The organism is Pseudomonas sp. B33.4 (assembly GCF_034555375.1).
GTDB lineage: Bacteria > Pseudomonadota > Gammaproteobacteria > Pseudomonadales > Pseudomonadaceae > Aquipseudomonas.
Genome location: NZ_CP140706.1, coordinates 5,634,073 through 5,646,041 on the forward strand (window position 1 = coordinate 5,634,073; position 11,969 = coordinate 5,646,041).

13 protein-coding genes are annotated in these 11,969 nt (G+C 58.4%); 5 read left to right on the forward strand and 8 right to left on the reverse strand.

What is annotated here, in order from left to right; genetic code table 11:
- Positions 1–53: 53 nt before the first annotated feature.
- From cgtA to rplU, 3 genes are all read right to left on the reverse strand, one after another.
- Positions 54–1,277, reverse strand: a complete 1,224-nt coding sequence (gene cgtA / locus U6037_RS24900; RefSeq protein WP_123375908.1) for an Obg family GTPase CgtA — start codon at positions 1,275–1,277, stop codon at positions 54–56.
- Positions 1,278–1,470: 193 nt separating this feature from the next.
- Positions 1,471–1,728, reverse strand: a complete 258-nt coding sequence (gene rpmA, locus U6037_RS24905; RefSeq protein WP_003176049.1) for a 50S ribosomal protein L27 — start codon at positions 1,726–1,728, stop codon at positions 1,471–1,473.
- A gap of 34 nt (positions 1,729–1,762) precedes the next feature.
- A complete protein-coding gene (gene rplU / locus U6037_RS24910; RefSeq protein WP_003176051.1) occupies positions 1,763–2,077 on the reverse strand; it encodes a 50S ribosomal protein L21 in 315 nt (104 codons plus the stop codon).
- Positions 2,078–2,316: 239 nt separating this feature from the next.
- Here rplU and U6037_RS24915 point away from each other — a divergent pair, with 239 nt between their 5' ends.
- The 3 genes from U6037_RS24915 (at position 2,317) to U6037_RS24925 (ending at position 4,217) form a co-directional block, all read left to right on the forward strand.
- On the forward strand, positions 2,317–3,285 hold the full coding sequence (locus tag U6037_RS24915; RefSeq protein ID WP_007950962.1) for a polyprenyl synthetase family protein: 969 nt from the start codon (positions 2,317–2,319) through the stop codon (positions 3,283–3,285).
- Between the two features lie 126 nt (positions 3,286–3,411).
- A complete protein-coding gene (locus U6037_RS24920; protein WP_129395583.1) occupies positions 3,412–3,753 on the forward strand; it encodes a zinc ribbon domain-containing protein YjdM in 342 nt (113 codons plus the stop codon).
- 206 nt (positions 3,754–3,959) lie between these two features.
- Positions 3,960–4,217: a hypothetical protein gene (locus U6037_RS24925; protein ID WP_034153845.1), complete on the forward strand. Its 258-nt coding sequence runs from the start codon at positions 3,960–3,962 to the stop codon at positions 4,215–4,217.
- Positions 4,218–4,327: 110 nt separating this feature from the next.
- On the opposite strand, the gene U6037_RS24930 is transcribed toward U6037_RS24925, so the two are convergent.
- From U6037_RS24930 to U6037_RS24940, 3 genes are all read right to left on the reverse strand, one after another.
- Positions 4,328–4,945 (reverse strand): FKBP-type peptidyl-prolyl cis-trans isomerase, encoded by a 618-nt coding sequence (locus tag U6037_RS24930; protein WP_008078561.1) that lies wholly within the window; start codon positions 4,943–4,945, stop codon positions 4,328–4,330.
- Between the two features lie 122 nt (positions 4,946–5,067).
- Positions 5,068–5,373 carry a DUF6482 family protein gene (locus tag U6037_RS24935; protein WP_008078563.1) on the reverse strand — a complete coding sequence of 102 codons (306 nt, stop codon included), beginning with the start codon at positions 5,371–5,373 and terminating at the stop codon, positions 5,068–5,070.
- Between the two features lie 135 nt (positions 5,374–5,508).
- A complete protein-coding gene (locus U6037_RS24940) occupies positions 5,509–5,997 on the reverse strand; it encodes a TIGR00645 family protein (protein WP_007909801.1) in 489 nt (162 codons plus the stop codon).
- A 161-nt stretch (positions 5,998–6,158) separates the two neighbouring features.
- Here U6037_RS24940 and U6037_RS24945 point away from each other — a divergent pair, with 161 nt between their 5' ends.
- Positions 6,159–7,988, forward strand: coding sequence for a hypothetical protein (locus tag U6037_RS24945; RefSeq protein WP_322844864.1), 1,830 nt, complete (start codon positions 6,159–6,161; stop codon positions 7,986–7,988).
- A gap of 51 nt (positions 7,989–8,039) precedes the next feature.
- Here U6037_RS24945 and U6037_RS24950 read toward each other — a convergent pair whose 3' ends face one another.
- Together U6037_RS24950 and U6037_RS24955 are read right to left on the reverse strand one after the other, a co-directional pair.
- Positions 8,040–8,357, reverse strand: a complete 318-nt coding sequence (locus tag U6037_RS24950) for a hypothetical protein (RefSeq protein WP_322844865.1) — start codon at positions 8,355–8,357, stop codon at positions 8,040–8,042.
- A 308-nt stretch (positions 8,358–8,665) separates the two neighbouring features.
- A complete protein-coding gene (locus U6037_RS24955) occupies positions 8,666–11,104 on the reverse strand; it encodes a Lon protease family protein (protein ID WP_122599741.1) in 2,439 nt (812 codons plus the stop codon).
- A 302-nt stretch (positions 11,105–11,406) separates the two neighbouring features.
- Here U6037_RS24955 and U6037_RS24960 point away from each other — a divergent pair, with 302 nt between their 5' ends.
- Complete coding sequence (locus tag U6037_RS24960) at positions 11,407–11,895, forward strand: DUF3015 domain-containing protein (RefSeq protein ID WP_007909797.1); 489 nt, start codon at positions 11,407–11,409, stop codon at positions 11,893–11,895.
- The last annotated feature ends 74 nt before the right edge of the window (positions 11,896–11,969 follow it).

An 11,969-nucleotide genomic window follows, 5' to 3' on the forward strand; every position in this document is an offset into this window, starting at 1 on the left:
CCAGATACTAAAACGCCGCTCAATTGAGCGGCGCTTAAGTTTACTGCAACGAATCAGTCACGCACGTAAATGATTTCCGGACCGTCTTCGTCATCCACATCTTCTTCGTCCCAATCATCGTCACCGATGTCATGGACCGACTTCACGCCGCTGCGACGCAGGGCACGCTTGTCATCCAGCGCCTGCAGTTGCGCGCGCGCCTCGTCTTCGATGCGCTGATCAAGATCAGCCAGCTCTTCCTTGTACGCCGGGTCGGCAGCCAAGCGATCGGCACGATCTTCCATGTAACGCATGATGTCGTGGCACAGACGCTCGGTGCCGATCTTGGCGATGGCCGAGATCACGTAAACCGGACCCGTCCACTCGAGGCGATCAACGATTTCCTTGACGCGCTCATCGTGATCTTCTTCAAGGATCTGGTCGCACTTGTTCAACACCAGCCAGCGATCACGCTCGGCCAGGGACGGACTGAACTTGATCAGCTCGTTGACGATCACTTCAGCAGCATCCGGCGCACTGGAATCATCCAGCGGCGCCATGTCGACGAGGTGCAGCAGCAGACGCGTACGCGCCAAGTGCTTGAGGAAACGGATACCCAGGCCAGCACCGTCGGAAGCACCTTCGATCAGACCCGGAATGTCGGCAATGACGAAGCTCTTCCAGCGATCGACGCTGACCACACCGAGGTTCGGCACCAGCGTGGTGAACGGGTAGTCGGCGACTTTCGGCTTGGCGGCCGAGACCGAACGGATAAAGGTACTTTTACCGGCGTTCGGCAAGCCCAGCAGACCGACGTCAGCCAGTACTTTCATTTCCAGTTTCAGGTCGCGCTGCTCACCCGGCTTGCCCGGAGTGGTCTGACGCGGCGCCCGGTTGGTACTGGATTTGAAACGGGTGTTGCCCAGACCGTGCCAGCCGCCCTGCACTACCATCAACTTCTGGCCAGCCTTGGTCAGGTCACCGATGACTTCCTGGGTAGCGGAGTCAATCACCGTGGTGCCGACCGGCACGCGCAGGATCAGGTCTTCGCCCTTCTTGCCGGTGCAGTCGGTGCTGCCGCCGTTGGAACCACGCTCGGCATCGAAGTGCCGGGTGTAACGGTAGTCGACCAAGGTGTTGAGGTTTTCGTCGGCCATCATGTAGATGGAACCGCCGTCACCGCCATCACCGCCGTTCGGGCCACCGTTTTCGATGAATTTTTCCCGACGAAAACTCATGGCGCCATTGCCGCCGTCACCAGCCTTTACGCGAATCGATACTTCATCAACAAACTTCATAACCAACGCCTCTCGCCATACGGACGAGCCGAAAAACAATCAAGACATAAGACTCTTGCAAAAATGAGCGCAGCGACCCCAAAACACGACCTGCATCGCACGCCGACAGCCCATACAAACAGCTTTGCAAGAGACTCACCCCACAAACGAAAAAGCCCCGTCGCGAGACAGGGCTTTTCCAGCGATCGCGCAATTAAGCGGCGACAACGCTCACGTAACGGCGGTTGAACGCGCCCTTTACTTCAAACTTGATCACGCCTTCGATTTTCGCGAAGAGGGTGTGATCCTTACCCATGCCAACGCCGTAGCCAGCGTGGAATTGGGTGCCGCGCTGACGCACGATGATGTTGCCCGGAATGATTTTCTGGCCGCCATACATCTTAACGCCAAGGCGTTTGGCTTCTGAGTCGCGACCGTTACGGGTACTACCACCAGCTTTTTTGTGTGCCATGAGTCAATTCTCCTAGTGAGGAATTAGGCTGAAATTAAGCCTGAATACCGGTGATTTTGATCTCGGTGTACCACTGGCGGTGGCCCATACGCTTCATGTGGTGCTTACGACGACGGAACTTGATGATGCGGACTTTATCGTGACGACCTTGGGAGATCACTTCAGCCACAACGGTAGCGCCAGCAACAACTGGAGCGCCGATGTTCACGTCATCGCCATTGGCGACCAACAGAACGCGATCAAAGGTAACGGATTCGCCGGTAGCGATTTCCAGTTTTTCGATCTTCAGGTATTCACCTGGGGCGACTTTGTACTGCTTGCCGCCAGTAACGATTACTGCATAAGACATGGTATTTCTCCGATAATCCTGCTCACCCAGCTCTTTATAGGAAGAGGTATTGGCTGGCATGGCTGCATAAGGCTGGAAGGCCCGTTGCAATTGCGTAAGGCAGGTGCTGCCCAGGAAGTTCAGGGTGCGCGATTGTACGCAAGGCGCGGCAGGCTTGCAAGTAGCCGTCCATCGCGCCTTGACAGGTCTGGACTGGGGTCCTAGCATGCCGCGCAACCCTTCTGGAGCGACTCTCGCTGATGCAACCCCAAGCTTTCTACCGCGCGGTGGCGGACGATTTTAGCGCCGTCGACGGCATCATCAAGAAGCAGCTGACTTCCCGAGTACCGCTGGTATCGAAAATCGGCGATTACATCACCTCGGCCGGCGGCAAGCGTCTGCGTCCTTTATTAGTGTTGCTGTGTGGCAAGGCCCTGGGTCGCGAAGGCGACGACATGCGCCTGTTGGCCGCCACCATCGAATTCCTGCACACCGCGACCCTGCTGCATGACGACGTCGTCGACATGTCCGGGATGCGCCGTGGCCGCTCGACCGCCAACGCCATGTGGGGCAACGCTCCAAGCGTGCTGGTCGGCGACTTCCTGTACTCGCGCTCGTTCGAAATGATGGTCGAACTGGGCTCGATGCCGGTGATGAAGATCCTCTCCCAGGCCACGCGCATCATCGCCGAAGGCGAAGTATTGCAACTGTCCAAGGTGCGCGACGCCAGCACCACCGAAGAAACCTACATGGAAGTCATCCGCGGCAAGACCGCGATGCTCTTCGAAGCCTCGACCCACAGTGCGGCGGCGCTGGCCGGTGCCACCGCCGAGCAGAGCGAAGCCCTGCGTACTTTCGGCGATCACCTCGGCGTTGCCTTCCAGCTGGTTGACGACTTGCTCGACTATAAGGGCGATGCGGAAACCCTGGGCAAGAACGTCGGTGACGATCTGGCCGAAGGCAAGCCGACCCTGCCGCTGATCTACACCATGCGCGAAGGCACGCCGGAACAGGCTGCACTGGTGCGTCAGGCGATCCAGAAAGGCGGGATCGAAGATCTGGAAAGCATCCGCATTGCCGTGGAAGCGTCTGGTTCGCTGGAATACACCGCGCAACTGGCCCGTGATTACGTGGCCCGTGCGATCAAGTGCCTCGACGCGCTGCCGGCCAGCGAATACCGCGATGCGCTGGTTGAACTGAGTGAGTTTGCAGTCGCCCGTACGCACTGATTCTGCCCGCCTCAGCAAAAGCCGCAGCCTTCCTCTGAAGCCTGCGGCTTTTTGTTGTCTGCCCTCTGCCAGCTAAAACCCTATACAATGTGCGACTTTTAGCGATCCACATCCCAAGGAGCCTTAGTGAGCACGTTGCCACCCTGCCCGAAATGCAATTCCGAATTCACCTACGAAGACGGCACCCAACTGGTGTGCCCGGAGTGCGCCCACGAGTGGTCCGCCAGCGGCGAAGCCGAAGTGGCGTCCGATGATGCCGTGAAGAAAGACTCGGTCGGCAACGTCCTGCAGGACGGCGACACTATCACCGTGATCAAGGACCTGAAGGTCAAGGGCACCTCGCTGGTGGTCAAGGTCGGCACCAAGGTCAAGAATATCCGTCTGTGCGATGGCGACCACGATATCGACTGCAAGATCGATGGCATCGGCCCGATGAAACTCAAATCCGAGTTCGTCAGAAAGGTCTGAATCTGCTGTCATCCATCCCGCGCCAGCCGCGGGATGGAGCTTCGCCATCCCCGTTCTACTCCAGCAAAACCGCGCAATAGCCAAACGCCAGCCGTTTTGACCTTACGCAATCTTTACCCGGAAAAATTCACAATCTGCCAATAGGCGCTTGCTATTTAGATAATAAGAATTATTCTCATCAAACACCTTCAATGGAGATGAGAACCATGACTTATCTGATCGACGCCTGGCTGGATCGCCCACACCCTTACCTCAGAATCCTCCATCGGGAGACCGGCGAAGTCTGTGCGGTGCTTGAAGAGGAAGCCTTGCATGAACTGCAGGATCAAGGGGATCTGGACGTCAGCAGCCTCAATTCCAGCGAGCCGCTGGTGCTCAAGGAACTGGTGCGCAATCTGTTCCTGTTCTGCTATGCCCGGGCATTGCGCCCGACCAGTGAACTGCATCACAAGATAGAACTATGAGCAGTAATACAAAACCTGTGGGAGCGAGCTTGCTCGCGAAGGCTTCAACTCGAATCTCAAGTTAGATCCAGTCGCCTGCATTCGCGAGCAAGCTCGCTCCCACAAAGGTCTTACAGAACGTCCAGCAGCTCGACGTCGAATACCAGAACGCTGTGCGGCGGGATGCTGCCAACGCCTTGAGCGCCGTAAGCCAGTTCGCTCGGCACGTACAGACGCCATTTGCTGCCGGCATTCATCAGTTGCAGAGCTTCGGTCCAGCCAGCGATCACGCCGCCAACCGGGAATTCTGCAGGCTGGCCGCGCTCGTAGGAGCTGTCGAACACAGTGCCGTCGATCAGTGTGCCGTGGTAGTGAGTACGCACCTGGTCTTCACGGGTCGGTTTGGCGCCTTCGCCCTGGGTCAGCACTTCGAATTGCAGACCGGAAGCCAGGGTGGTGATGCCATCACGCTTGGCGTTTTCAGCCAGGAAGGCCAGGCCTTCGCCAGCAGCGGCTTCAGCTTTGGCAGCCGCTTCGGCTTGCATGATTTCGCGGATAACCTTGAAGCTGGCGGACATTTCTTCCTGACCCACACGGCTTTCCTTACCGGCGAACGCGTCGGTCAGGCCAGCCAGGATCGCGTCCAGGCTCACGCCCGGTGGCGGGTTGTCGCGCAGCTGGTCACCCAGCTGACGGCCGATGCCGTAACTGACGCGGGTTTCGTCGGTGGACAGATTTACTTCGGACATGACACTGCTCCGCTGTGCGGACGGCCACAAGACTTGCCGTGCGTGCACAGCGCGTCCCGGCGCGCCCGGAACCAAAAGGGCGAGCAGACTAGCACAGATGTTCCGGCGATGGCGCGCAAGGTCTACAGGGCAGAACGCCAGGCCAGCGGCACTTTCAGGCTTTCCTCGCCACTGGCACCCAGACCACACATTTCATCGTGTACCGAGGTGTGTACGAGGTTGAACGGCAGCACCGGAAAGGCATGCAGCAAATCCCGCGCATGCTCCACCGAACGCAGCGTCAGCATATTGCCCTTGAGATCACTCAACGGATACGCCGCGCCATGCATCCGCGCTTCGAGTAGATAAATGCCGCCCTCCATGGAGATCAGGTTCAGCTCATCTACCTTCCTGGCAATGGCAAACGCATTCAACTCTTGCAGGTTCATCAGCGCACCTCACGCGGTGGCGAGACAGGACGTCTACAGGGATATGCCCGCGCGGCACAAAGCACAAGCCATAAACGACACCGCCCGTCTGTTTCACAACAGACGGGCGGTGTTTTTGCGACGATCAACGGTTGATCAGTGCTTGGTGACCTTGTCGAGGTAACCCATGGCGAACGCTGAGACCACAAAGGTCATGTGGATGATCACGTACCACATCAGGTGCTCGGGATCGACGTTCTTGGCGTCCATGAAGATGCGCAGCAAGTGGATCGAAGAGATAGCCACGATCGAAGCCGCGACTTTCATCTTCAGCGACGAAGAGTCCATGGTGCCGAGCCAGCTGAGCTTTTCCTTGCCTTCATCGATGTTCAGTTCAGAGACGAAGTTCTCGTAGCCGGAAATCATCACCATCACCAACAGACCGCCAACCAGCGCCATGTCGATCAGCGACAGCAGCACCAGAATCAGTTCCGACTCGGCCATTGAGAAGACGTTGGGCAGGATGTGGAAAACTTCCTGGAAAAATTTCAGTGCCAGCGCCAGCAGTCCGAGGGACAGCCCGATATAGATCGGCGCCAGCAGCCAGCGCGAGGCGTACATTGCATTTTCGATAAAGCGTTCCATTGAATCTCACACAGGGGGGCTGGAAATGGCGGCGAGTATACCAGCCCGTCATGACAGCCAGAAACCGCCCTTAAATCCGCCACCTGCGTGTGTGTGGCATTTTTTTTCTGCTAGTGTCCAAACCATTGACAGCCCAGTGACTGTAAACAGGACGCGTGGAAATGGATGTGCGATTACCGATAACGACGGCCGGAATCTGCCTTGCTCTGTTGATCAGCGGTTGCTCGCCCGGCGACGAGAAACACGCGACCAGCCTCGAAGAAAAGACCGCAAAGTTCGAACAGTCGCTGGACGCCATCACCGATCCGAAGCTCAAGGACGCCATCACCGAACTCGGCGGTTCACTGCTGTTGCTTGAACGGGCGCAGCTCAAGCTCAGCGACAATCCGCCGCGCACTGAATACGGCGAAGACGCGCTCGCCGTGCTCAAGCATTACCCCGTCCCGCAGACACTGGTCGATACCTTTATCAATGGCCTGTTCGTGCTGCACAAGGACGCCAGCTCCGATTACCTCACCGACTTGCAACCTGTGTTCCCGTTCAACCTGAATATTCCCGGCGGTTTCCTGTTTCCCCATGGCGTGGAATGGCAGTCGGTAACGTTGAGCAACAAACGCGTGATCGCTTATCAGCCGGAATGGTCGGAAACCGATCCGGGCATTCAGCTCAGCCCCTCCAGCTCCAACGTCACCAACCCCGACGACCTGACCGTGACCTACCCGTTCATTGACGGACTGGACGTGGACAAGAAGACCCTGCCGCAACCGGTCAGCCTGCAAGGCCGGATCGAAGTCATCGCACCACGCCGCTTGTACAGCTTCGACCTGACGCAAAAGGATGTCGGCCAGACCCGCACCAACGACAATCTCAGCGTCAAACTGCTGAGGCTTGAAAAGGACTACGCCGAAGTCGAGTTCAGCAACAACCTGCCGCTGGCCGCAGAAGTCGCCGAGGCCCAGCTCAACCCGATGATCGTGCAAGCCCGCGATAAAACCGGTCAGTATCTGGTGCGTGCCGGCTCGATCAACGAAAGTCCGGAGCAAGTGGCCTTCTACCAGAAACAACTGGCATCCCTGCAGCAACAGAAGAGCTGGAGCGATGCTTTGGAAAAGCAGCTCACGCAAGAACAGCAGGATTTCGAGCAGAAACACCCGCGTCGCTACAACAAGGTCTATTTCAATGGCCCGATCGAAACCCTGGAAGTCAGCGTGCTCGATTTCTCCTCGGCGACCGTGACCCGCAAACCGCTGGACTTGCCGATTCGCACGTTCAATCAGCACACCACGGAGAAAACCATCCAGCCGCTGGATCCGTCAGTGACGGTTTACGACGACCTGGCAGTCAACTGGCTCAAGGGCGCGAGCCTGACCGAAGAGCAATTGAAGGCCGGCATCCGCATCCATCAATCCGTGGAAGAACCGAGCGCTGCCCGCATCGAATTTTCCCATCGCCGCACGTTCAACGATGAATTGCTTGGCGATGATTTCAGTCCGGGCGTCAGTCCTGTGACGTTTTTCACCGAAAAGCGTAGCGGCAAGCTCGACGAGCCGATCGAACTGCCGCCCGAGGCGTATCAAGTCGATCCGCTGCGCGCGACGATCACTTACGACTTGAATCTGTTCCCGGAAACCCCGGCGATTGCCGTCGGCTCAATGCCGCTGTTTCTCGCCACAGTGGCCAAACAGACGTACGACGCCAAGTCCCTGCCCAAAGGCCTGGAGATCAAGAACAACCTGCTGGTGGTGGACCTGAAACTGTTTCCACCCAATGAATGGCGTTTCTTCGTCAAGGATGACAGCGGTAACTATCTCAAGCAGATTCTTTCGGTCAGCCACGATGCGAGCGCAGAAGGCCCGGCGTTGTTTGGCGTGCATTATTTTTATGGCCGCCCGAGCCACGTGGAAACCTATCAGCGAACCGACCTCGCCACCGTGCAATACGGCTTTGAGGTCAAACTCGACAAGGCTCAGGCGGCCAACTCGGCGCCCTGAAAAGCAAGATCAAAAGATCGCGGCCTGCGCCAGCTCCTGCATGGGTAGGTTTTAATTGAGAGTGCGGCCACGTCCACCGTTGATCTGCCGCAGCTGGGCTTGCAGGTGCAGGCTCCAGATCTGTGGATCGTCGGCCAGTTCGTAGCCATGCAGCGTCAGGCTTTCGACAATGGTGTCGAGTATCGATTCGGCGGCGACCGGCCCATGAAACGGGCCCTGGGCCTTGATGGCGGAAGGTTGTTCGCCGGCCATGCCGGCAGCGAAGAGCAGGGTCCACATACCGTTATCGCCGGCCAACGGCTTGATGGCGCATTCGATTCGGGTCACCAGACCCAGGCATTGACGGGTGAGACAGAGGTTGCGCGACATGGCGGCGACCCTCGGTGAAGCCGGTATTCAGCCCCCACGGGAGGACTGGCTCGATCCAGTGATACTGTCGATATCCTTGAGCTGAGAATAGAAGAAAAGTCTGCCGCGCAAGCCGAATGGAACCAGAAGGCGCCGAATGGTCATTGTGTGAATATTGGCGCCAGAGTTGTGGCGAATTTTCCGAAGGTCACCACAAACAAATGTAGGAGTGAGCCTGCTCGCGATAGCGGTGTGTCAGGCAACTTATTCGCCAACTGACACTCCGCTATCGCGAGCAGGCTCACTCCTACAGTTTGACCGCGCGAGGCTTAAGCGGGTTTGGCTTCGGCCAGCGCTTCCTGGGCCAACTCCTTCTCGGCTTCCTTGAGGTCTTCTTCGCTGATCATTTCGGCGATGTCGCGCAAGCGCTCGACCACCCGTGCGTTGATGCTGCCTTCCGGGAATTCGCCATCGGCATTCGGCTCTCCGGCCGGCTCACCGACCAGCAGACTCAACGCCTCGTCGGCCTGACGCACTGCGTACACGTGGAACTGCCCGGCACGCACCGCCGCCAGCACTTTCTCATCGAGCATCAGCGTGGCCACGTTGGCCTGTGGAATGATTGCGCCCTGCTCGCCAGTCAGCCCGCGCGCTTCGCAGAGACGGAAGAAGCCTTCGATTTTCTCGTTGACCCCACCGACTGCCTGCACTTCGCCGAACTGGTTGATCGAACCGGTGATCGCGAAGCACTGCTTCAATGGCGTTTTCGACAGCGCCGAAATCAGCGTGCACGCCTCACCCAGCGACGCACTGTCGCCATCGACGTAACCGTAGGATTGCTCCAGGGCGATACTCGCGGAAATCGCCAACGGGAATTCCTGCGCATAACGGCTGCCCAGATACCCGGTGAGGATCATCACGCCTTTGGAGTGAATCGGTTGCCCGAGGTTAACCTCACGCTCGATGTCGACGATGCCGCTGCCACCCGGGTACACCGTGGCGGAAATCCGCGCCGGCACACCGAACGCCGAGTCGCCGACTTCAAGCACGGTCAGACCGTTGCACTTGCCGACTGCTGCGCCATCGGTGTCGATCAGGATGATCCCGGCGAGCATGTCGTCGAGAATCCGCGCCGAGACGCGCCCGGTGCGGGTGGCCTTGGCTTTCAGCGCACGTTCGATGTGCCCGGCATCAGTCATTTCATCGCCGGCCAGATGACGGATGAAATCCGCTTCGCTGACCAATTGGAACAGATCACCGATGCGCGCGGACAAACGCCCCTGGTGCTCCGCCAGTCGTGCGCTGTAAGTCGCCAGACGCGCCACCGCATCGGCGGTCAGCGGTGCCATGCCTTCTTCCGAAGTACGGGTTTTCAACAGCTGGGCAAATTGCTCCAGGCTCTCGTCGACCATCGGGATGTCTTCGTCGAAGTCGACCAGAACGCGGAACATCTCCTGGAAGTCCGGATCGAGGTCTTGCAGCGTGTAGTACAGCGACCGCGCACCGATGATGATGACTTTGACCTGCAATGGAATGTGCTGCGGGTTGAGGGTCACGGTGGCGAAACGGCCCATCTCGCCGAGCGGCGATTCCATTTTCAGCTTGCGCGATTGCAGGGCGCGTTTCAGCGCGTCCCACACGAACGGCTCACTGAGCATTTTTTCCGCTTCAAGGATCAGGAAGCCACCGTTGGCGCGGTGCAAGGCGCCCGGACGCAACTGACGATAAGTGGTGTAGAGCGCGCCCTGATCGGTAGTGTATTCGATACGGCCGAAGAGGTTTTCGTAAGTCGGGTGCGGTTCGAACACCACCGGCGCACCGCCGCTGACTGGATGGCCGACCACCAGGCTTGGCGCGTATTGCTCTTCCAGCAATTTGCGCGCGACAGCGTCGGTCTTGCTGTCGTCGACCAGTTGCTCGACCACGGTTTTCAGCAGGTAGACCTGCATGGCTTGCAGGTAACCGCAGACAGCGGCGTTCTCGGCGTACTTTTCCGACAACGGCGATAGCAATGGCTGCAAGGCCAGGGTGATGGTTTCTTCGTTGAGCGCACGCAGTTGATTGTTCGATTCGCGCTTCCACTGCGGCAGGCTGGCGAGTTCTTCGTTCAGACGCTCTTCGAGACCGGAGATGTCCTCGTGGAAACGCTCGCGATCGGCTTCCGGCAATTGGGCGAATTCGGCTTCGTCCAGCGCTTTGCCGTCGAGCATCGGCGTGAAGGCGATGTTGCTGCTGTCGCGGTACAGGGCGACGTCTTTTTCCAGGGCCAGCCGCTCGATGATATCGAGGGCCTTGTCGTAGCGCTGGTTGAAGGCGCGGTCGATGGCGCTCTTCTTCTGCTGGTAGGACGGGTGCTCGAAGACGGCCGGAAAGGTTGCCAGCAGGTTGTCGATCAAACCGTTGATGTCGCCGATAAACGCGCCGGCAGTGCCCGACGGCAACTCCAGAGCACGCGGTTCGCGCGGCTCATCGAAATTATTCACATAGACCCAGTCCGCCGGGGTCTGCAGGCGTTTGCCTTCGGCCTTCAGGTAACGTTTGACGAACGAGAAGCGGCCAGTGCCGGGCTCGCCCATGACAAAGACGTTGTAACCGGGGCGTGGCATCGCCACACCGAACTGCAAGGCTTCGACCGCGCGTTCCTGGCCGAGCACACCGCGAAAGGGCTCCAGATCATTGGTGGTAGTGAAGCTGAACTGTTCAGCGGAAAACGGACGGGTCAGCGCTTCGGGCGCAAGACGCAAGCTGGCAGCAACAGGATCAGGCATCGGGCTTCCTTAACAATCAGGCGGGGCAGATAGCGGCATTCTGGCGCTGCCCGTGCCCCACTGGCAAGGCGCGCCATGTGACAAAGCATAGACAACCGCGCCTCTACACAGCAGCTCCCCTGAAACCGGGGTCATTACCGAATCTTTTGTAAAAAATCACGGAACCGCAGGAACGTGCCTAAACTCCAAACTGCGCGGCTGGAACTAATACCGGCCCACTGGCTTCGTTTGGGTCTGTTTCGTACAGAGCTTGGGGGGCCAGAACCCTGTCCATTGGTATGCACACAAAAGAGAACAAAGCTATGAAACGGATTCTTCTCGGTACTCTCTTCACCGCTGTATCCATCAACGCAATGGCGCAAGCTCCAGGCGGCCCGGATTGCGGTTGGGGCAACATGCTGTTCGAAGGTCAGCGTGGCACCCCGGCGCACTTCCTCGCTTCCACCACCAACGGCACTTCCGGTAACGCCACCTTCGGGATGACGTCCGGCACCAACGGCTGCTCGACCAATGCATCGCTGACCTACGGCGGCAAATCCTGGTTTGCCATGAATGGCATGATGAACGAGCTGTCCGAAGACATGGCCAAAGGCAACGGCGAAGCGCTGACGACTTATGCCGTGGTACTGGGCGTGGCGCCGGAAGACCGTGCGCACTTCGCTGCTGTGACTCACGAGCACTTCCAGCAGATCTTCAGCAAGGCTGACGTGACCGCTGAAGACGTGCATACCAACACCCTGGCCGTACTGAAATCGGATCCTCGTCTGGCCAAGTACGCTACTCAGGCTTAAGCTCGACCCCCACCCGCTTCTTTCGGGAAGCGGGTTTTATTTTTTCGGCCCGCCCTCCTTGGGTCTTTATTTCT

What these genes read in the sequence shown, in the direction of transcription:
- U6037_RS24955 (WP_122599741.1), bottom strand. Translation starts at nt 11,104, where the DNA reads ATGCCTGATCCTGTTGCTGCCAGCTTGCGTCTTGCGCCCGAAGCGCTG.
- rpmA (WP_003176049.1), bottom strand. Translation starts at nt 1,728, where the DNA reads ATGGCACACAAAAAAGCTGGTGGTAGTACCCGTAACGGTCGCGACTCA.
- U6037_RS24960 (WP_007909797.1), top strand. Translation starts at nt 11,407, where the DNA reads ATGAAACGGATTCTTCTCGGTACTCTCTTCACCGCTGTATCCATCAAC.
- U6037_RS24940 (WP_007909801.1), bottom strand. Translation starts at nt 5,997, where the DNA reads ATGGAACGCTTTATCGAAAATGCAATGTACGCCTCGCGCTGGCTGCTG.
- U6037_RS24950 (WP_322844865.1), bottom strand. Translation starts at nt 8,357, where the DNA reads ATGTCGCGCAACCTCTGTCTCACCCGTCAATGCCTGGGTCTGGTGACC.
- U6037_RS24925 (WP_034153845.1), top strand. Translation starts at nt 3,960, where the DNA reads ATGACTTATCTGATCGACGCCTGGCTGGATCGCCCACACCCTTACCTC.
- U6037_RS24945 (WP_322844864.1), top strand. Translation starts at nt 6,159, where the DNA reads ATGGATGTGCGATTACCGATAACGACGGCCGGAATCTGCCTTGCTCTG.
- cgtA (WP_123375908.1), bottom strand. Translation starts at nt 1,277, where the DNA reads ATGAAGTTTGTTGATGAAGTATCGATTCGCGTAAAGGCTGGTGACGGC.
- U6037_RS24935 (WP_008078563.1), bottom strand. Translation starts at nt 5,373, where the DNA reads ATGAACCTGCAAGAGTTGAATGCGTTTGCCATTGCCAGGAAGGTAGAT.
- U6037_RS24915 (WP_007950962.1), top strand. Translation starts at nt 2,317, where the DNA reads ATGCAACCCCAAGCTTTCTACCGCGCGGTGGCGGACGATTTTAGCGCC.
- rplU (WP_003176051.1), bottom strand. Translation starts at nt 2,077, where the DNA reads ATGTCTTATGCAGTAATCGTTACTGGCGGCAAGCAGTACAAAGTCGCC.
- U6037_RS24930 (WP_008078561.1), bottom strand. Translation starts at nt 4,945, where the DNA reads ATGTCCGAAGTAAATCTGTCCACCGACGAAACCCGCGTCAGTTACGGC.